The 20973-nt window shown below is 70.0% G+C and carries 12 protein-coding genes; all 12 read left to right on the top strand.

What is annotated here, in order from left to right; all coding sequences use genetic code 11:
- The first annotated feature begins 246 nt into the window (after positions 1-246).
- Entirely contained in the window at positions 247-2061 is a 1815-nt protein-coding gene (locus SANBI_RS12810; protein ID WP_319155602.1) for an ABC transporter family substrate-binding protein, read from the top strand.
- A gap of 223 nt (positions 2062-2284) precedes the next feature.
- Positions 2285-3802, top strand: coding sequence for an ABC transporter permease (locus SANBI_RS12805; protein ID WP_056129445.1), 1518 nt, complete (start codon positions 2285-2287; stop codon positions 3800-3802).
- Between the two features lie 75 nt (positions 3803-3877).
- On the top strand, positions 3878-4891 hold the full coding sequence (locus SANBI_RS12800; protein WP_408669706.1) for an ABC transporter permease: 1014 nt from the start codon (positions 3878-3880) through the stop codon (positions 4889-4891).
- Positions 4891-6612 carry an ABC transporter ATP-binding protein gene (locus tag SANBI_RS12795; protein WP_319155596.1) on the top strand — a complete coding sequence of 574 codons (1722 nt, stop codon included), beginning with the start codon at positions 4891-4893 and terminating at the stop codon, positions 6610-6612. Before SANBI_RS12800 ends, SANBI_RS12795 begins: the two co-directional genes overlap by 1 nt.
- Before the next feature lie 493 nt (positions 6613-7105).
- A complete protein-coding gene (locus SANBI_RS12790; protein WP_319155594.1) occupies positions 7106-8722 on the top strand; it encodes an ABC transporter substrate-binding protein in 1617 nt (538 codons plus the stop codon).
- Between the two features lie 172 nt (positions 8723-8894).
- Positions 8895-9821 carry an ABC transporter permease gene (locus SANBI_RS12785; RefSeq protein ID WP_319155593.1) on the top strand — a complete coding sequence of 309 codons (927 nt, stop codon included), beginning with the start codon at positions 8895-8897 and terminating at the stop codon, positions 9819-9821.
- Positions 9814-10809: an ABC transporter permease gene (locus SANBI_RS12780; RefSeq protein WP_319155591.1), complete on the top strand. Its 996-nt coding sequence runs from the start codon at positions 9814-9816 to the stop codon at positions 10807-10809. Before SANBI_RS12785 ends, SANBI_RS12780 begins: the two co-directional genes overlap by 8 nt.
- Positions 10806-12803, top strand: coding sequence for an ABC transporter ATP-binding protein (locus SANBI_RS12775; protein ID WP_319155589.1), 1998 nt, complete (start codon positions 10806-10808; stop codon positions 12801-12803). The genes SANBI_RS12780 and SANBI_RS12775 overlap by 4 nt, the downstream gene beginning before the upstream one ends.
- Positions 12804-12977: 174 nt before the next feature.
- Entirely contained in the window at positions 12978-16289 is a 3312-nt protein-coding gene (locus SANBI_RS12770; RefSeq protein ID WP_319155587.1) for a hypothetical protein, read from the top strand.
- Complete coding sequence (locus SANBI_RS12765) at positions 16286-19126, top strand: FtsX-like permease family protein (protein ID WP_319155585.1); 2841 nt, start codon at positions 16286-16288, stop codon at positions 19124-19126. Before SANBI_RS12770 ends, SANBI_RS12765 begins: the two co-directional genes overlap by 4 nt.
- Positions 19127-19131: 5 nt before the next feature.
- On the top strand, positions 19132-20190 hold the full coding sequence (locus tag SANBI_RS12760) for an ABC transporter ATP-binding protein (protein ID WP_319155583.1): 1059 nt from the start codon (positions 19132-19134) through the stop codon (positions 20188-20190).
- On the top strand, positions 20187-20876 hold the full coding sequence (locus SANBI_RS12755) for an ABC transporter ATP-binding protein (RefSeq protein ID WP_319155581.1): 690 nt from the start codon (positions 20187-20189) through the stop codon (positions 20874-20876). The genes SANBI_RS12760 and SANBI_RS12755 overlap by 4 nt, the downstream gene beginning before the upstream one ends.
- Positions 20877-20973: the final 97 nt, after the last annotated feature.

Below are 20973 nucleotides of genomic sequence, written 5' to 3'. Positions count from 1 at the left end.
GTTGCGATACCAACGTGCGCGGCGCCCATGGTCCACATTGTGAACGGCAGATGACCAATGTTACCGAGCAGTATCAACTCGGTAACGATCAGCCTTTATGGGTGAGATTCGTTCGAGTGGTCGACATCACGTAGGTAACTTTCTCGTACACACGATCCCCAGACCAGCCGCATCCCCCCGGTCGTCCCGGCAGGGGTGAGACGTGTCGCAGGCCCACGGGTATCTCGCATCCTTCGAGGAGGAACATTGAAGATCAGGCGCACTCACGCCACGGTCGCGATGCTGGCCACGGGCGCTCTCGTGCTCGCCGGCTGCACGTCGTCCGACGACTCTGACGACGCCCCCAGCGCGTCGTCGTCGAGCACCGGTGGCTCTGCCGAGCCGACCAGCACCGGCAAGGAAGACCTCGGCGAGGTCGTCACGGCTGACGACTCGATCTCCTACAGCCTCGGTGGTGAGGAGTGGCTCGGGTACAACGGCAACACGCCGGAGACGTACTCGACCTACAACTCTGTGGTCAACGACCGCATCTTCGGCAGTTTCATGTACTTCGGCACCGACGGCGCCATCTACCAGGACGAGGACTACGGCACGTTCAAGCTGACGTCCGAAGACCCGATGTCGGTCGAGTACACCCTCAACGACGCGGCGGTCTGGTCTGACGGCACGCCGATCGCGTACGAGGACTACCTCCTCGACTGGGCCGCCCAGTCCATGACGGACGGCGTCGACGACGAGGGCAACCCCGTCCCGCTGTTCAACAGCGTCTCCGGCCTCGAGTTCGGCGGCCGCGTGCTCGAGGGCCCGCAGGGTGAGATCGGCGGCAAGACCTTCACCTACGACTACGAGAGCCCGTACCCCGACTACCAGCTCCAGGTGACCAGTGCCTTCCCCGCGCACATCGCCGCCGAGCAGGGTGGCCTCACGGTGGAGCAGCTCGTCGAGGCCATCAAGGCCAAGGACGTCGAGACGCTCCGCCCCGTGGCCGAGTTCTGGAACACCGGATGGCTCTCCCCGACGCCGGGCGAGCTGCCCGACGAGGCGATCCGTCCGTCCTCCGGCCCGTACAAGCTGTCCTCCTGGACCGCGGGCGAGTCGATCACCCTCGAGGCCAACGAGAACTACTGGGGCACCCCGCCCGCGACCAAGACGCTCGTCTACCGCTTCGTGGCCCCCGAGGCCATGGTGCAGGCCCTGCAGAACGGTGACCTCAACGTCATCGAGCCGCAGGCCACGGTCGACACCGTCGCCCAGCTCGAGGGCATCGGCGACTCCGTCACCCTCGAGACCGGGCAGTCCCTCACGTGGGAGCACCTGGACTTCAACTTCAACAACGGTGTCTTCGCCGACAACCTCGCGCTCCGTGAGGCCTTCGCCATGTGCGTGCCGCGCCAGCAGATCGTCGACAACCTGGTCAAGCCTGTCGACCCCGAGGCTGTCGTCATGAACGCCCGCGAGGTCTTCCCCTTCCAGGAGCGCTACTCCGAGCTCCTCGAGACCTCCTACGACGGTCGTTACGACGAGGTCGACATCGACGGTGCCAAGGCCAAGATCGAAGAGGCCGGCGTGACCGGACCGATCGACGTCCGCATCGGCTACTCCGCTCCGAACCAGCGTCGCACCGAGCAGGTCGCCCTCATCAAGTCCAGCTGCGACGAGGCCGGCTTCAACGTGACCGACGCGGGCAACGAGGACTTCTTCGCACCGGGCGGCACGCTCGAGCGCGGTGACTACGAGGTCGCCCTCTTCGCCTGGGCCGGATCGGGCCAGATCGTCTCGGGTCAGAACATCTACTCCTCGACAGGTGCGCAGAACTACGGCGGGTTCTCCAACGCCGAGGTCGACGCAGCCTGGGAGACCCTCGCGACCACCCTCGACGAGGACGAGCAGTTCACGCAGATCCAGACCATCGAGAAGCTGCTCTGGGACAACCTGTACGGCATCCCGGTCTTCGCGCACCCCGGTGTGAGCGCCTTCGACTCGACGCTCTCGAACGTCCGCCGCACGGCGACGCAGAACACCGTCGCGTGGAACGCCGAGCAGTGGGTCCGCGCGTCCTGAGACCGCAGCACCACAGGGACCTGACCTCGGTGAGGTCCCGGTGGTCAGGCGCCACGGGCGCCTGACCACCACACCGGCTGGGGTGGGGGCTCACCGCCTCCACCCCAGCTTTTTGTGAGCCAGAAGCCTCTCGGTCATGGCACTATGAAGGAGTTTTGTGGCTCGACGCGTGCGGTGCGCGCGCCCAGGTCACCGCTCCCAATGGAACTTGAAGGGTTAGTTCGTGACCAAGTTCATCCTGCGTCGACTAGGACAGTCACTCCTCGTCCTGCTCGGCGGCTCACTGTTGCTCTACGTCCTGGTGATCAACTCGGGAGACCCCCTCAAGGACCTCCGCGAGAGCAACGCGAAGAACCGCGAGTACCTCATCCAGCAGCGCACCTCGTTCATGGGGCTCGACGAGCCCTGGTACGCGCGGTACTGGGACTGGCTCCGCGGTGTGTCCAAGTGCTTCACGCTCAACTGCGACCTCGGGACCAACCGTTCCGGCACAGACGTCACAGCCCTCCTCGGCAACGCCGTCGCCTCGACCCTCCGACTCGTGATCCTCGCAACGGTGCTCGCGATCATCATCGGTGTGCTCGTCGGGATCATGACGGCCATCCGCCAGTACTCGGGCTTCGACTACGTCGTGACCTTCATGGCCTTCCTCTTCTACTCCCTCCCCGTGTTCTGGGTCGCGGTCCTGCTCAAGGAGTACGGCGCGATCAGGTTCAACGACTGGATCGTCGAACCGACCTTCTCACCCGTGCAGATCATCATCACCGCGCTGGTCATCGGCTTCGCGCTGCAGGGGATCCTCGGGGGTGACCGCAAGCGGCGCCTGCTGACCGCAGGCACCGCGATCGTCTTCGTCGCGGCAGCGATGTTCTACTTCAGCGCAGTCGAGTGGTTCCGCCGCCCGGCTCTCGGCGTCGGCGTGGTCGTCCTCGTCGCGGCGGCCTTCGCGGTCGGCCTCACGGTCCTGATCGTCGGGCTCAGCAACCGCCGGGTGCTCTACGCGGGCCTCACCACCGTCGGTGCTGGCCTCGTCAGCTACTTCGTCACCATGCCGATCCTCGAAGACCCCTCGTGGGGGATCATCGCGGTCCTCGGTCTTGTCACCGTCGTGGTGGGCGCAGCCGTCGGCTGGTTCTGGGGCGGAGAGTCGCGTCGTCTCGCGATGACGGTCTCGATCTCGACAGCCGTGATGATGGGCATCCTCACGATCGCCGACCACGCGATCTCGAACTGGAGCGGCCTGCTCAAGCTCAAGCCGCGCCCGATCTCGACCATCGGCTCCGAGACCCCCAACCTCGTGGGGTCGTTCTGGGACACCTTCCTCGACCAGGGGACGCAGCTCATCCTGCCGACCATCGTGCTCACGCTCATCTCGGTCGCGTCGTACACCCGCTACACGCGCTCCTCGATGCTCGAGGTGATGAACCAGGACTACGTCCGCACGGCACGGTCCAAGGGGCTCTCCGAGCGGGTGGTCATCGTCAAGCACGCCTTCCGCAACGCGCTCATCCCGATCACGACGATCGTCGCCTTCGACTTCGCGGGTCTCATCGGCGGCGCCGTCATCACCGAGAAGGTCTTCGGCTGGAAGGGCATGGGTGAGCTGTTCCAGACTGGCCTGTCCAACGTGGACCCGGCTCCTGTCATGGCCTTCTTCCTCGTGACGGGCACCGCGGCGATCGTCATGAACCTGGTCGCCGACCTCGCCTACGCCGCCCTCGACCCGCGGATCAGGAGGTGACGGCCATGCCCAGTGCGACCACCACGACCGTGACCACCCTGCCCGCGACCCGCGCCATGACCACCGGAGAGCGCAATGACTGACCCCAACCAGCCCGTGAACCCGGAGCGCATCCCGACTCCGGCAGACGGCGGCATCGACCCCGTCGCGGCTCACATGCACGACGCCCCCGGGCCGTCGAAGACCGAGCAGAAGTCCTACAGCCAGGGCCAGCTCGTCGTGCGCCGGTTCCTGCGCCACAAGGGCGCGATGGTCTCCCTCGTCATCCTGGTGCTCATCACGCTGCTCGCCTTCACCTCGATCGGCATCGGCCCGATCCCCGGCTGGTGGGGCAAGGACTACACCAAGGCCGCGGACGTCATCAACGGCGGACGCCCGACCTACTCCTTCCCCTTCACGCTCGGCGAGCACCCCTTCGGGCAGGACTCGACGGGCAAGGACTACTTCGCCCTCGTGATGAAGGGGACGCAGGTCTCGCTCATCGTCGCCTTCACCGTCGGGATCCTCGCGACCATCCTCGGGACCGTCATCGGCGGCCTCGCGGGGTACTTCCGCGGCTGGCTCGAGACGCTGCTCATGCGGCTCACGGACCTCGTCATCGTCATCCCGCTCCTGGTCCTGGCCGCGGTGCTCGGACAGATCGCGTCCTCGTGGGGTGTGTTCGGGCTCGCGATCATGCTCGGCCTCGTCACCTGGACCGGCCTCGCCAGGCTCGTCCGCGGAGAGGTCCTCTCGCTCCGTGAGCGCGAGTTCGTCGCCTCGGCGCGGGCCATCGGCACGGGTTCGGCCCGGATCGTCGTCAAGCACATCCTGCCGAACACGATCGGCGTCATCATCGTCTCGGCGACCCTGTCGATCGCCTCGGCGATCCTGCTCGAGACCGCGCTGAGCTTCCTCGGCTTCGGGGTCAAGCCGCCCGACGTCTCGCTCGGGCTGCTCATCAGCGACTACCAGAACGCGTTCACCAACCGACCGTGGCTCTTCTGGTTCCCCGGTCTGTTCATCCTGGCCATCGCGCTCACCGTGAACTTCATCGGTGACGGCCTCCGTGACGCCTTCGACCCCCGTCAGAACAGGAACAAGGACTGATGAGCACCATGACACCCGCTCCTGCGGACAGCACAGCAGTCCTGTCCTTCACCGACCTCGACGTCAAGTTCGGCACCGAGTTCGGCACCGTGCACGCCGTCAAGGGCATCTCCCTGGCGGTCCAGCCGGGCGAGGTCCTCGCGCTCGTCGGCGAGTCCGGCTCGGGAAAGTCCGTCACCTCGATGACGGCCCTCGGGCTGCTCCCCAAGAACGCCCGGGTGGCGGGGCGCATCACCGTGGGCGACACCGTCGTCGGCGAGCTCGACGACAAGGGTCTGCGCCGCATGCGCGGCAACGACGTGGCCATGGTCTTCCAGGAGCCCATGACAGCGCTCAACCCCGTGCTCACCATCGGCACCCAGCTCACCGAGGCCCTCGAGCTGCACGGCATCGCCTACGGCAAGCAGGCCGTGGCCCGCGCCGTCGAGCTGCTGCGCATGGTCGGCATCCCGGAGCCGGAGCGCCGCGTCAAGCAGTACCCGCACGAGCTCTCGGGCGGGCAGCGTCAGCGTGTGGTCATCGCGATGGCCATCAGCTGCGACCCGAAGGTGATCATCGCCGACGAGCCCACCACGGCTCTCGACGTCACGGTCCAGGCCGACATCCTCGACTTGCTGCGCTCGCTCAAGGACAAGCTCAACACCGGCATCCTGCTCATCACCCACAACATGGGTGTCGTGGCAGACATGGCCGACCGCGTGGCCGTGATGCTCAAGGGCACCATCGTCGAGACCGGCACGGCCGACGAGGTGCTCAACCACCCGCAGCACGACTACACCAAGAAGCTGCTCGCCTCGGTCCCGCACCTCGGGTCCGGGCCGGGGCAGCTCGGCACCGTCGTCACCGAGGTGGCCGAGGCCCCCGAGGGCGACAAGCCGGCGCTCGAGCTGAAGAACCTCGTCATCGAGTACCAGCGCGTGGGCAAGACGCCCTTCCGCGCTGTCGACGACGTGACCTTCACCGTCGGCTCGGGCGAGATCGTCGGGCTCGTGGGGGAGTCGGGCTCGGGCAAGTCGACGATCGCGCGCTGCGCCCTCGGGCTCATCCCGGCGGTCAGCGGCTCCGTGTCGATCTTCGGCACGAGCTTCGCCGCGATGAACCACAAGCAGTCCAAGGCGCTCCGCAAGCGGATCGGCGTCGTGTTCCAGGACCCGGCCTCGTCGCTCAACCCGCGTTTCCCGATCGGCGACTGCATCGCCGAGCCCCTCGTGGTCCACAAGATCGGGGACAAGAAGTCCAGGCTCGCCAAGGTCTACGAGCTCCTCGACGCCGTCGAGCTGCCCCGCGACGTCATCAACCGGTACCCGCACGAGCTCTCCGGCGGTCAGCGCCAGCGTGTGAGCATCGCCCGCGCCCTGACGCTCGACCCTGAGCTGCTCGTCGCTGACGAGCCCACCTCGGCCCTGGACGTCTCGGTCCAGGCGAGCGTCCTGGCAATGTTCACGGCCCTCCAGGAGCGCTACCGCTTCGGCTGCGTCTTCGTCTCGCACGACCTCGCGGTCATCGACATGCTCGCGCACCGCGTGGTCGTGCTGCAGGACGGCAAGATCGTCGAGCAGGGCACCCGGGAAGAGGTGCTCCTCAACCCGACGCAGGAGTACACGCGTCGCCTGCTCGCCGCAGCGCCGGTCCCCGAGCCCGGGGAGCAGCGTCGTCGACGCGACGCACGCCACGCCCTGCTCGCCCAGCTGGGCGACGAGGTCACCGAGCTGCGCACCTGAGAGGTCTCGAGAACCTGCGCACGGCTCACGCAGAGGCGCCCACCCGGCTGGAACGGGTGGGCGCCTCTCGTGCGTCTGGTGCCGCCGGGACCTCTGCCGCACGTCGCGGCCGACCGCAACCGGGGGAGCGCCGGCGGCCGGCTGCGGCGGGACCACGCCGACGAGGGTGATCTCAGACCGTGCTCGCAGGCTGTCGGAAGGCCGATGTATCTGCGCTAACGTCCCAGTTCAGATGGGCTGACAGGTCAATGATCGCAACGATCTGCTTGCTGCTTGTCCAGCATGTGAACACTGTGTCTCCAGTGTTACTGACCAGTATCACTTCGGTAACGATCACCACCCCAGGCCCCCCGATGGTCAGAGGTGCCCCGGAGAGCCGATAGTTTCCTCTACATACGACGGTCTCTCTCCCTCTCGCGCGCCCGGATCTTTCCCGGGCCCCTCGAGCGGGACGCACCCGGTGCGGGGGCCCCCAGTCCTTCCAGGAGGAACATTGAAGATCAGGAAGCTCAGCGCTGTCGCAGCCGTCACGGCTGCCAGCGTGCTCGCCCTCTCGGCGTGCGGCAGCGACGACAACGGCGGCAGCGGAGAGGGTTCGGGGTCCACCTCGGACAACGTCTTCACCATCGCCTACAACGCTGACGGTGGCCACCAGGCCTGGGTCGACGCCACGGCGAACAGCATCAAGAACACGCTGGGCATCAACGCGGAGGGCAAGCCGTACGCGACCTTCGCCGAGCTCCGCACCGACGTCACCGAGCGCAAGATGACCGGCGCGTTCCGCACCGGGTGGCAGGCTGACTACCCCAGCCTCTACAACTTCCTCGGCCCGCTCTACGGCACCGGCGCCGGCTCGAACGACGGCGAGTACTCGAACCCCGAGTTCGACGACCTGCTGACGCAGGGCCAGGGTGCGGCGAGCGTCGACGAGGCCAACGGCTTCTTCGACCAGGCTCAGGAGATCCTCCTGGCCGACCTCCCCGCGATCCCGCTGTGGTACGCCAACGTCACCGGTGGCTCCTCCGAGGCCGTCGACAACGTCGCCTTCGGCTGGAACAGCGTCCCGCTGTACTACGCCGTGACGAAGGAGGACGGCACCCCCGTCCGTGCCAACGGCACCGAGCCCCAGAACCCGCTCGTCCCGACCAACACCAACGAGGTCGGCGGCGGTCGCATCATCGACGCGCTCTTCCAGGGCCTCATGTCCTACGACGAGTCGGGTGCGCCGGTCAACGAGCTCGCCGAGTCGGTCACGAGCGACGACCAGCAGACCTGGACCATCAAGATCAAGGGCGGCACGACCTTCACCAACGGTGAGGCCGTCACCGCGAAGTCCTTCGTCGACGCGTGGAACTACGGCGCGCTGCTCAGCAACGCCCAGCTCTCCTCGTACTTCTTCGAGGGCATCGAGGGCTACTCGGCCGAGGCCGACTCGCCGCTCACCGGCCTCGCGGTCGTCGACGACACCACCTTCACGGTCAAGCTCAACCAGCCTGAGGCCGACTTCCCGCTCCGCCTGGGCTACAGCGCGTACCTGCCGCTGCCGTCCGTCGCGTACGCGGACATGGCTGCTTTCGGCGAGGCGCCGATCGGCAACGGCCCCTACATGATGAACGGTGCATGGCGCCACAACGAGGCTGTCGACCTCACCGTGAACCCCGACTACTCGGGCCCGCGCACCCCCGCCAACACCGGTGTGAGCTTCGTGTTCTACGACTCCTTCGACTCGGCGTACAACGATCTCCTGGCCAACAACCTCGACGTGTTCGACGGCATCCCCGACAGCGCGTTCGGCACGTTCCAGGACGACCTCGGCGACCGTGCGGTCAACCAGCCTGCGGCGATCTTCCAGTCCTTCACCATCGCCCAGAACCTCGAGCACTTCGAGGGTGAAGAGGGCAAGCTCCGCCGTCAGGCCATCTCGATGGCCATCGACCGCGAGGCGATCACCGACACCATCTTCGAGGGCACCCGCACCCCCGCCGCCGACTTCACCTCCCCGGTGATCGACGGCTGGAGCGACACCCTCGCCGGTGTCGACGCGCTCGTCTACAACCCGGAGAAGGCCAAGGAGCTGTGGGCACAGGCTGACGAGATCAGCCAGTGGTGACATCTCACTGACGCCAGACCCGTAGTACCGCACACCGTGCACCAGGTGGGGTGGAGGGCCAGACGGTCCTCCACCCCACCTGCGTCGTGTCTGACGCCTGACACGACGTCCAGTACAGTGGCGGGCGCGCTCCTCACGAAGGAGCTGCCCGCCCGCAGGAAGGATTGGCTCCATGGTCCGATATATCGGACGCAGGCTGTTGCAGATGATCCCGGTGTTCATCGGCGCAACGCTGCTCATCTACCTCATGGTCTTCGCGCTCCCGGGTGACCCGATCCAGGCGCTCGGCGGAGACCGCGGGCTCTCGCCTGCAGTCGCCGACCAGATCCGGTCGCAGTTCAACCTGGACAAGCCACTCATCGTCCAGTACCTGCTCTTCCTCAAGGGCATCTTCACCTTCGACCTCGGGAACTCGTTCTCGGGTCAGCCGATCTTCGACGTGGTCGCCCGGGCCTTCCCGGTCACCATCAAGCTCGCGCTCATGGCCCTGGTCATCGAGGCCGTGCTCGGCGTCGGCATCGGCTTCATCGCCGGTCTGCGCAAGGGCGGGATCTTCGACGGCACCGTGCTGCTCGTCAGCCTCGTGGTCATCGCCGTGCCGACCTTCGTCATCGGTTTTGTGCTGCAGTTCTTCATCGGCGTGAAGGCCGGCTGGCTGCCGCCCACGGTCGGCGGAGACGTGAGCCTGAAGTCCTTGCTCATGCCCGCCATCGTGCTCGGCGCCGTCTCCTTCGCGTACGTGCTGCGACTGACCCGGACCTCGGTCGCCGAGAACCTCTCTGCCGACTACGTCCGCACCGCGACGGCCAAGGGCCTGTCTCGCCGGCGCGTCGTCAACGTGCACGTGCTGCGCAACTCCCTCATCCCCGTGATCACCTTCCTCGGGGCCGACCTCGGCGCGCTCATGGGCGGCGCCATCGTCACCGAGGGCATCTTCAACATCGCAGGTGTGGGTGGGACCTTGTACCAGGCCATCATCCGCGGCGAGCCGACCACCGTCGTCACCTTCGTGACGATCCTCGTGGTCGTCTACATCATCGCGAACCTGCTCGTCGACCTGCTCTACGCAGTCCTGGACCCAAGGATCCGTTATGCCTGATGGCACCACGCCGGCTCACAGCCGGCCCTCCGAGGACGCCACGGCGAGCACCCCCCGCCCCGGCCAGACCCACTTCGTCGCCGACGTCTCGCAGACCCCCGTGGCCGTCGTCGACAAGGTCGACGAGAGCGCACCGGCCTCGAGCCTGTGGCGCGACGCCTGGCGCGACCTGCGCCACCGCGTGCTCTTCTGGGTGTCCGCCGCGCTCATCCTCGCGGTCCTCCTCGTCGCGCTGTTCCCCGGCCTGTTCACGTCGGTCGACCCGCGCTTCTGCGAGCTCCGCAACTCCCTGGGCAACCCCCAGTCCGGTCACCCCTTCGGCTTCGACCGCCAGGGCTGCGACGTCTACTCCCGTGTCGTCTACGGTGCACGCGCATCGGTGTCCGTCGGTGTCCTGACGACCATCGGCGTCGTGCTCCTCGGCGGCCTCATGGGCGCCCTCGCGGGCTTCTACGGCCGCTGGTTCGACACGATCCTGTCGAGGATCACGGACATCTTCTTCGCGATCCCGCTCGTGCTCGCCGCGATCGTCCTCGGCCAGGTCTTCTCCGAGGGCCGCACGGTCCTCAACGTCGTCGCGGTCCTCACGGTCTTCGGCTGGCCCCAGGTCGCCCGCATCACCCGCGGTGCTGTCATGAGCGTCAAGAACAACGACTACGTGACGGCCTCCAAGGCCCTCGGTGCCTCGCGCCTGAGCATCCTCGGACGCCACGTGATCCCGAACGCGGCTGCGCCGATCATCGTCGTCGCCACGGTCTCCCTCGGCACCTTCATCGTCGCCGAGGCGACCCTGTCGTTCCTCGGGCTGGGACTGCCTCAGAACGTCCTGTCCTGGGGCCACGACATCGCGACCGCGCAGTCGTCGCTGCGGACCAACCCGAGCGTGCTGCTCTACCCGTCGGTAGCGCTCGCCCTCACGGTCCTCAGCTTCATCATGATGGGCGACGCCGTGCGTGACGCCCTCGACCCGAAGGCGCGGAAGCGATGAGCGCGACAGCAGGCCAGGAGCCCCTCCTGGAGATCCGTGACCTCGACGTCACGTTCACGACCATCAACGGGGAGGTGCCCGCGGTGCGCGGCGCCAACCTCACGATCTACCCCGGCCAGTCCGTCGCGATCGTCGGCGAGTCCGGCTCGGGCAAGTCCACGACGGCGCACGCGATCATCAGCCTGCTCCCCGGGACCGGCAAGGTCACGGGCGGCTCGATCCGCTTCGACGGCCGCGAGATCACCACGGCCTCGAAGAAGGAGATCGTCGCGATGCGCGGCGACCAGATCGGCCTGGTCCCTCAGGACCCGATGTCGAACCTCAACCCTGTCTGGAGCATCGGCTTCCAGGTCAAGGAGGCGCTGGCCGCCAACAACATCGACGTCTCCCGCGGGACCCGCAAGGGGCTCGCCGAGGCGATCGGCTCGTCCGAGGGCGGTGTCACCGGTGGTGACCTGCTCATCGGGCGCAAGGGCAAGGCCTCCCTGCTCGGGGTGCTGCGCACCTCGCTCACCGAGCAGCCCGGCGTCGACGGCCCAGCCGTCGAGGCTGCTGTCGCCACGGCCGACCAGCGGATCGTCGTGGGGTCCACGACCAAGGCCGCAGCCGTGGGCATCCTCGACGAGGTCGGGCTCGCCTCGGCGCGCTCGGTCGTCGAGGCCGAGACCACGACGGCGAACGTCGACGACCGCGTCGCCGGTCTGCTCGCCGAGGCCGGTCTGCCGGACGCGGTCCGCCGCGCCAAGCAGTACCCGCACGAGTTCTCGGGCGGCATGCGCCAGCGGGCGCTCATCGCGATCGGCCTGGCCTCGCGGCCGAAGCTGCTCATCGCGGACGAGCCCACGTCGGCGCTCGACGTCACCGTGCAGCGCACGATCCTCGACCACCTCGAGGGACTCACGCGCGAGCTCGGCACAGCGGTCCTGTTCATCACCCACGACCTCGGTCTCGCGGCCGAGCGGGCCGAGCACCTCGTGGTCATGTACCGCGGGCGTGTCGTCGAGTCCGGCCCGTCGCGGGAGATCTTGGCGAACCCGCAGCACCCGTACACCCAGCGCCTCGTGGCGGCGGCCCCGTCGCTCGCCTCGCGTCGCATCCAGTCGGCCAAGGCACGCGGCGAGCAGTCTCAGGACCTCCTTGCCGCGACCGCTGGTGACGGTGTCAGCAGCAGCCGCGACGACGTCGTGGTGGTCGAGAACCTCACCAAGGTGTTCCAGATCCGCGGGTCCGGCAAGAACCAGGACTTCAAGGCCGTGGACGACGTGTCGTTCTCGATCAAGAAGGGCACGACAGTCGCGCTCGTGGGGGAGTCGGGCTCCGGCAAGTCCACCGTCGCGAACATCATGCTCAACCTGCTCGACCCGACCGAGGGCAAGATCTACTTCGACGGCGTGGACCTGTCGACGCTCGGCTCCTCGGAGCTGTTCGACTTCCGTCGCCGGGTGCAGCCGATCTTCCAGAACCCCTACGGCTCGCTCGACCCGATGTACTCGATCTTCCGCACCATCGAAGAGCCGCTGCGCATCCACAAGGTCGGCAGCAAGAAGGAGCGCGAGGCGCGGGTCCGTGAGGTCCTCGACATGGTGGCCCTGCCGCAGTCGACGATGCGCCGCTTCCCCAACGAGCTCTCGGGAGGGCAGCGTCAGCGCATCGCGATCGCGCGTGCCCTCGCCCTGCGCCCGGAGGTCATCGTGTGCGACGAGGCCGTCTCGGCCCTCGACGTGCTCGTCCAGGCGCAGGTCCTCGAGCTGCTCAACGACCTGCAGTCCGAGCTCGACCTGAGCTACCTGTTCATCACGCACGACCTCGCGGTGGTCCGGCAGATCGCCGACCAGGTGTGCGTCATGAAGAACGGTCGCATCATCGAGTCCGCGACGACCGACGAGGTCTTCGACAGCCCGCGCGAAGAGTACACGCGCGAGCTGCTCGGAGCCATCCCGGGATCACGTCTCGACGTGGTGCCGAGCGGTCCGGAAGACCTCGACCTGCGCTGAGCACGACCTGAGCCAGACCAGCACCACGCACGACCAGCACGACCAGCAGAACCAGCACGACAGGTCGCGCGCGGGCAGCACAGCTGCCCGCGCGCGACCCACGCCCCCGTCGCCGTCCAGCACGGCCGGGGGACGACGCGACGACGCGACGCTCGACCGGAGGGGGCCCGGACGATGGGGACGAAGACCACGACGGCACCTGGTGCCGCCCCGTCGCGTGCCCCAGAGCGGGCGCGGGCCGGCACCAGCGCGACCGGGACACCCTCGACAGGGCTCGCAGGCCTCGTCCGGGCCCGGCTCCGCGCGTCCAGGGCGGCGCTCCTCGGCCTGGCCGCCGTCACCCTGCTCGTCGCCGGGACGGTCGGCGGGACCTTCGCCTTCGTCGAGCAGAGCAGCACCCAGGCCGTCCGGACCGCACCCGACCTGCTGACGGGACCTGGTTCTGTCCTGCGGGTCACCACCCGGCTGGCGCCGGACCCTACCGCGCAGGACGGCACGGTGCGCCAGATCTTCGCGTCCGCGACGGGGGAGACCCCCGTGGACGTCTCTCGCTCCCTGACGACCGAGGCCCGCTCGGCGAGCGCCGCCGACGGCACACCGCTCGAGCAGGTCGTCGTCAGCGCCCGGACCGCCGCAGCGGGCAGCACGGTCCCCGGCCCCGGCGAGGCGCTCCTGCCGACCTCTGCCGCCGAGCCGCTGGGCCTCGAGGTCGGCGACACCGTCGTGGTCGCCGACGTCCCGCTCGTGGTCGTCGGGCTGTGGGAGCCGGACCCCGGGGTGACCGGGTCCGCCCTCGACGAGACCTCCGGCTCGGGTGAGCCCCCGTACGGCCCTGTCCTCGTCGACGAGCAGACGCTGCTCGCCGTCCAGGACGACCCCTTCGTCGGCTGGACGCTCTCGACTCGCACCCCGCTGCTCACCGTCGACGACGCAGCCACCCTCGCCGCTGGGCTCCCGGGGGTGCGCGGCGCCGTGACAGCGAGCCCTGCCGACGTCCGTGGTGTCGTCGAGACCGGCACGCTCACGGCGACTGTCGCGGCCCTCGACGCGCAGGCGTCGACGGCCCGTGCCGTGACGACGGCACCCGTGGTGCTGCTGCTCGTGGTGAGCCTCGTGTCGCTCGTCGAGCTCGCGCGGATGCTCGTGTCCGTGCGGGCCAGGGAGAGCCAGAACCTCGTCGCCCGCGGTGCGTCGGCGGCTCAGCTCGGGCGGCTGGGGCTGGTCGAGGTGCTCCCGGCTGCTGTGGGCGGTGCGCTGCTCGGTGGTGCTGGCGCGTGGGCTGCGCTGGCCCTCGTCGGCCCTGTCGGAGGGTGGACGGCGCTCGGTGCTGCCTGGATCGTCGGGTCGGCTGCTGGTGTGGCAGTCCTCGTCGCCGTGGTCTTCGTGGTCGTGACGGCTGTCGACGCGAGGTCCCTCGCCCGGGTGCGGGCGGTCGACGCGTCGGGCCGGGCCCGGACCGCAGTCGGTGTCGTCGTGGTCGTGCTGCTGGGCGCGGTCTCCGTGCTGCTCGGCTGGCGGCTGTGGCGGGCCCGCGGGCTCGAGGTCCCCGAGGCGGAGGCCCTCGTGGTCGCCGCCCCGGGAGTCCTGCTGCTCGCCCTCGTGCTCGTCGTCCTCGTGCTGCTCGCGCCGACGCTTCGCCTCGTCGAGCGTCGCGCCCGCCGCAGACCTGGGTTGGCGCCGGTCTACGCGGCGCGCCAGGTCTCCCGCAGGCTCGTGGCCTTCACGGTCCCCGCCGTGCTCGTGGCGCTCGCGACAGGCTCCGTGCTGCTCGCGAGCGGCTACAGCGGCACCGTGGACCACCTGCGCGGTCAGGTCGGCGGTCTCGCGACAGGCAGCGACGTCCGGGTGCAGACCACGACCACCGGGGTGGTCACGCCGCTCACCTCGGTCCCGGCGCTCGACGTCGACGACGGAGTTGCCGCGGCCTCCTCGCTCGTGCTCGACGTCGAGGGCACTGTCGGTGACGGGCCTGTCCGGGTTCTCGCGGTGCCCGGCGAGCAGATCACGCCGCTGCTCTCCCGGACACCTGCGGTCGACGCGTCGTCGCTCGTCGTGGTGGCTCCCCGCCCTGCGCTGCCTGGCCTGGCTCTGCCCGAGGGGACCAGCGCGCTGCGGCTCGACCTCAGCGGTCAGGCCGTCGAGGCGGAGATCGACGAGAGGTGGCTCGCTCTCGTGTTCCCACCGCCGACACCTGCATTCGGCGGACGGCCGGTCCCTGTCACCACGGTCGTGTGGCTGGCCGACGAGCACGGCGGCATCGTGCAGACCAGCGCCGATCCCGTCTCGTTCCCGGTCCTCGCGGACGACGACGGGACCCGGACCGACATCGAGGTCGAGATCCCTGTCCCAGACACGACCAGCAGCTGGCGGGTGGTCTCCGTCGAGCTGCGCGCCGACCCTCGGCTCGGGCCCGTGTCCCTCGACCTCGCGGTCACCGGTGTCGGGACCCTCGCAGACCGCGGAGACGCTGCTGCCGACGGGGCAGTGGAGCCGACCGACCTGCCCGGTGCGCAGGGCACGTGGAGCCTGCTCGACGCGCTGGTCGGGGCCTCGGGCACCGGGTACGACGGGAGCCTGTCGCTGACGAGCCCGCCGGACGCCGTGCTGCCCGCGGTCAGCGGCGTGCTCGAGGCCGCAGCGGTCCAGGCGCGGCTCCGCTTCCTGCCCCCCGGAGCCGACCCCAGCCTCGACCCGGGGACCACCGATCTCGCGCCGGCGGTCCCCGCGGTCGTCGTCCCGGAGCTCTTGGCTCGTCTCGACGCCACCGTCGGTGACACGGTCGACGCGACGGTCGTCGGTCAGCGCGTGACGCTCGAGATCGTCGGTTCGGTGCCCGCGCTGCCCGGCGGTCTCGGCGGTCCCGCGCTCATGCTCGACCTCGACGCGCTGCAGGCCTTCGGTCTGCGCACGGCGCGGGCCCCGGCCGCGGCCGACGAGATCTGGGTGGCGGCCCAGGACCCCTCGGAGGTCGGTGTGCTCGTCGAGGCTGTCGAGGCGCAGGTCCCAGCGGCGTGGACCGTCACGAGCGTCAGCACCGCCGCCCCGGTCCCGGCCCCCTCGATCGGGTCGGCCTTCTGGATCGCCGCAGCCGGGGCCGTCGCCCTGTCCCTCGCCGGGACGTGGTCGGTCCTCGGAGCCCTGGGCCGTGCGCGGCGCGGCGAGGTCGTCGCGCTGCGCGCTGTCGGGGTGAGCGGGAGCGCGCAGGCACGCTCCCGTACATCTGAGCTCCTCATCGTGCTCGGCTGCGCTGCCGTCGCCGGGCTCGTCTCCGGTGCGCTGGTGACCCAGGCGGTCGCCGTGCTCTTCGCCCGCGTCACCGTGCCCGAGGCCTTCGCGGGCATCGCGTCGGGTGTGCACCCCTCGGTCGTCCCGCTGGTCGTGCTGCTGCTCGCCCTCGTGGTCGGCGCCGTCCTGCTCGTCGCGGACCAGGCCCGGACCGTGCGCAGGCAGGCCCTCGACCTCGACCACCGGGAGGACGCCCGATGAGCCGCACGAGCGCAGCCGGCAGCCCCGGAGGCTCCCACGCACCCGGGTCCGGCCCGCCGCGGACTCCGGCGGTGCCTGGCCCTGCGCCCGCCGCGCGCAGGACCACGCCCGCCGCGCGCAGGACCACGCGCGCCGAGCGACGGGTCCCGGTGGTCCGGCGGGTGCTCGCCGACGACCTCCGGGCCGGGACGGTCGTGCTCCTGGTGACGGTCGTCGCCGCGCTGCTGCTCGTCGTGTGGCCGCGGGCGGTCCAGGTGGTCTCGGACGACATCACGAGCCACAGGCTCGCCGCGACCACGCCGATCACCCGGGACATCTCGTCGAGCAACCAGACCCCGTACTACGGCGCCTCGCGGGGGACAGCGCTGTCGGCGGTCCCCGACGAGTGGGAGACCACCTTCGGGTTGCTCGACGGCGGTCTGCGGCAGGCTCACGACGCCCTGCCCGACCCGCTGCGCGCCGGGGTCCTCGACGCGCGCATGCGGACCTCGGCGCGTGAAGACACCACGGTCGAGACCTCAGAGCGCTCGGACGTGGCCATGATCAAGCTGCGCGAGACCCAGGACCCCTACCTCGCAGAGCACGTGACCCTCACGGAGGGACGCTGGCCGACCATCGACGACGCGCCGGTCGCGCTCGCGGAGGGGCCTGTCGAGCGGACACCGCAGCCCGTCGGGATCGCCCTCTCCGCCGCTGCCGCCGAGAGGCTCGCCTGGGACGTCGGTCAGACCCGCCAGGCCTTCGGCCGCGGAGACTTCGTCCTGCTCGGGACCTACACCGCAGACGACCCCGACGAGGACTACTGGTACCACACACCGTCGGCGGCGCAGCCGGCCATCGTCGACAGCCTCGACTTCGGCATCATCCTCACGGCCGCCGCGTACCGCGGACCGGGGATCGACCCGTTCCTCGACAGGCTCGACGTGTGGTTCGACGTCGACCCCTCGCCCTACACCTCGGACCAGCTGTCCGACATCTCCTCCCAGCTGCGCGGCTTCACGGCGGCTCCGCTGTCCTACGGCGTCGACCAGCCCGACGGGACCCTCAAGCTCTCCTCGGAGCTCCCCGGGACCCTCGACACGATCGAGCGTGACATCTCCGCGACGACGACTGTCGTCGCCCTGCTCGCCGCCGGGCCCGTCGCGGGGCTCGGGCTGCTGCTGCTCGCCGCCGTCAGGGTCATCGCCTCGCGACGCCGCACCGCGCTCGCCCTGGCCCGGGCCCGTGGGGCGTCCGGTCTCCAGGTCCGCGGCCTCCTGGCCGTCGAGGGCCTGCTGCTCGGGATCGCCGGGGGAGGGCTCGGCCTGCTCGGAGCCGTGCTGCTCGTCCCGACGGCCTTCGCACCCGCCGTCCTCGTCGGACCGCTCGTGGCGGCGCTCGCCCCCGCCGTGATGCTCGCGGCGAGCGCACCTCCCGCAGGCCTGCGCGGTGTGCGTCATGACTCTGCGGCCCGGTCGACGAGCCGGCTCCGGGGAGTCTGGGAGGTGCTCGTCGTGGCGGTCGCCGTGACCGCGACGGTCCTCGTGCTGCGCCGGGGTGCCGAGGACACCGGGAGCGGTGCGGACCCCCTGCTCGCCGCGACGCCAGCCCTGCTGGCGGTCGCGACGGCCGTGGTGGTCGCACGGCTCGTGCCGCTGCTCCTCGCCCCTGTCGTGCGGCTGGCCCGTTCGCAGCGCGGCGCGCTCTCCTTCCTCGGGGCGGCCTCGGCGACCCGGGACCGTCGTGGTCAGCTGGCCCCGCTGGTCGGGCTCGTGGTGGCCGTGACCGTCGCGGTGCTCTCCACGGTCCTGCTGACCACGGTGCGCACCGGGCTCGAGACCCAGACCTGGGACGCGATCGGGGCCGACCTGCGCTCGACGGGGCCGATCGTCGACGAGGAGACCCTCGCTCTGGTCCGCGAGGTGCCGGGGGTCGCAGCGGCCACCACCGCGACCGAGGTGACACCCGCGGCGCTCTCGACAGGTGACGACAGGCTCCAGGCGCGGGTGCTGCTCGTGGACCCGGCCGACCTCGCGCTCGTGCAGCAGGACGTCCCGGGCTGGAGCGTCCCCGACCTCGCCGCCCCGACGGACGGCGGTCCGCTGCCGGCTGTCGTGTCGAGCCGCTTCGCGCTCGAGGGCGGGGCGACCGTCACGGTCGACGGGCAGGTCGTCGTGCTCGACGTCGTCGACCAGCGCCCCGAGGTCCCGGGCGTCTCGACCACGTCGGGCTGGGTGCTGCTCGACAGGTCGAGCCTCGCCGACCTGACCGGGACCACCTACCTGCCGCGGACCCTGCTGGTCCGCCTCGACCCCGCGGTCGAGGATGCGGACCGGGCTGCCGTCGTCGCGCGGGTCGGTGAGATCACCGGACCGAGCGCCGTCGAGGTCCAGGCCGACGCCGTCGGGCTCCGCCTCGACGACCCGACGCTCGCCGGGCTGCAGGGCGCGCTCCTCGTCGGGACCCTCGTGGCGCTCGTCGTGGGCGCCTCGACGATCGTGCTCGGCGAGGTCATGGCGACGGCTCGCCGGGAGAGGGTCGTCGCCGTGCTGAAGATCCTCGGGATGCCTGCGCGCGGGCCTCGGGTCATCACCACGTGGGAGATCGCCTCCTGGGCTGTGCCCTCCCTCGTCGCAGGGTTCGGCCTCGGGCTGGCGCTGCCCGTGCTCGTCGCCCGGACCGTCGACCTGCGCGCCTTCACCGGCGGTGCGACCGCACCGCCGCTCGTCTACGACCCCGCCGCGCTGCTCGGCGTCCTCGGGGTCTTCGTCGTCGTCGTGGGGGTCTGCTGCCTCGTCTCAGCGGCTCTCGGACGACGGGTCAGCTCCGCGGCGACGCTGCGGTCGGTACAGGAGTGAGAGACATGACCACCCAGCCCCCGGCCCTCGGCCGGCACGCCTCCGCCAGCGCAGCACCGAGACCGGCGTCGCCCGACATCCTGTGCCGTGACCTCGTGCGCATCTTCGTGACCGAGGGGATCGAGGTGCAGGCCCTGCAGGGTCTCAACCTCAGGGTCGAGGCCGGTGAGATCGTCGCTCTCGTCGGAGCGTCGGGCTCGGGGAAGTCCACCCTGCTGTCGATCCTCTCGGGTCTGGACAGGCCGACCGGTGGTACGGCGGAGGTCGCGGGCGCCGACCTGCTGACCCTCGGTCGCCGGGACCGCGTGAGATACCAGCGTCAGACCGTGGGCTTCGTGTGGCAGCAGGCGGCCCGCAACCTCCTGCCGTACCTGACGGCTGCGCAGAACGTCGCGCTGCCGCTCACCATCACCCGGGCACCAGACCGTCGGGGGAGGGCTCTCGATCTGCTCGACCTGCTCGGCGTCGCGCACTGCGAGGACCGCCTGCCCTCGCAGATGTCGGGAGGTCAGCAGCAGCGTGTCGCGATCGCCGTCGCCGTGGCCAACTCGCCGCGGGTGCTGCTGGCCGACGAGCCCACGGGCGAGCTCGACGAGGCGACCTCGGCCGAGGTCCTCGAGATGCTCCGCGCGGTCAACGCGGAGACCGGCGTGACCACCCTGATCGTCACGCACGACCCGACGGTCTCCGAGCACGTGGCCCGCACCGTGCAGATCCGCGACGGCCGGACCTCGACCGAGGTGCTGCGCCGCACCGAGACCGACGAGCACGGCACCGAGCGGCACGTCGCCGAGGAGTTCGCGGTCCTCGACAGGGTCGGCAGGTTCCAGCTGCCGCCCGACTTCGTCGAGAGCCTCGACCTGCGCGACCGCGTGCGGCTGTCGCTCGAGCCTGACCACGTGGGCGTGTGGCCCGACGGGTCGGTCCCTGTGCCGGGACCCGTCGGACCAGCGGCTGGGGCGGGACGCCACCGTCCAGGTCCCGTGCCTCGGCACGCGGCGGCCGACGGCGCGACAGCTGACGTCACAGCAGAATCGACCGACGAGACGGGGGAGCAGCGATGAGCGCGACGCAGCAGACCGGCCCTGTGCTCCGCGCGCACGCTGTCAGCCGGACCTTCTCGACCCCGGCGGGCGACGTGCACGCCGTCTCCGACGTGTCGCTCGAGGTGGGCCGCGGCGAGCTCGTCGTGCTGCGTGGCACCTCGGGCTCGGGCAAGTCGACCCTGCTCCACCTGCTGGGTGGCATCGACGAGCCGACCTCGGGCCATGTCGAGGTCGACGGCGAGCGGCTCGACAGCCTGGACACCGCTGGCTGGCTCCGGCTGCGGACCACCGGGATCGGGTACGTGCTGCAGTCCTTCGGCCTGGTCCCGGTGCTCTCGGCTGCCGAGAACGTCGAGATCCCGCTCCGGCTGCTGCGCACCGAGCCGCGAGAGCGCGACGCCAGGGTCCGCGAGGTACTTTCGACGGTCGGCCTCGAGCGGCACGCCCACCAGCGTCCCTACGAGCTGTCCGGCGGGCAGCAGCAGCGTGTCGGGATCGCCCGGGCGATCGTCGCCAGGCCGTCGATCCTGCTCGCCGACGAACCCACCGGTCAGCTGGACTCCGCGACAGCGGCTACGGTGATGGACCTGCTGCACGACCTCGTGCACCAGGAGGGCGTCGCAGCGGTGGTCTCGACCCACGATCCCGTGCTCGCCGCCCGGGCGGACAGGGTGATCACCCTCCACGACGGACGTGTCTCCTGACACACTCTCGCGTGGCCCTCTGCGCTCCGGGTACAGTTGCATAGGTCAACGTCGTCTCTTCGTCGACGAGCGCTTCCCAGGTGCGGCACACGCCAGC

The sequence above is a fragment of the Sanguibacter biliveldensis genome (assembly GCF_033798665.1).
GTDB lineage: Bacteria > Actinomycetota > Actinomycetes > Actinomycetales > Cellulomonadaceae > Sanguibacter > Sanguibacter inulinus.
The sequence above is the reverse complement of the archived record's forward strand: the minus strand, read 5'-3'. Positions and strand labels throughout refer to the sequence as shown.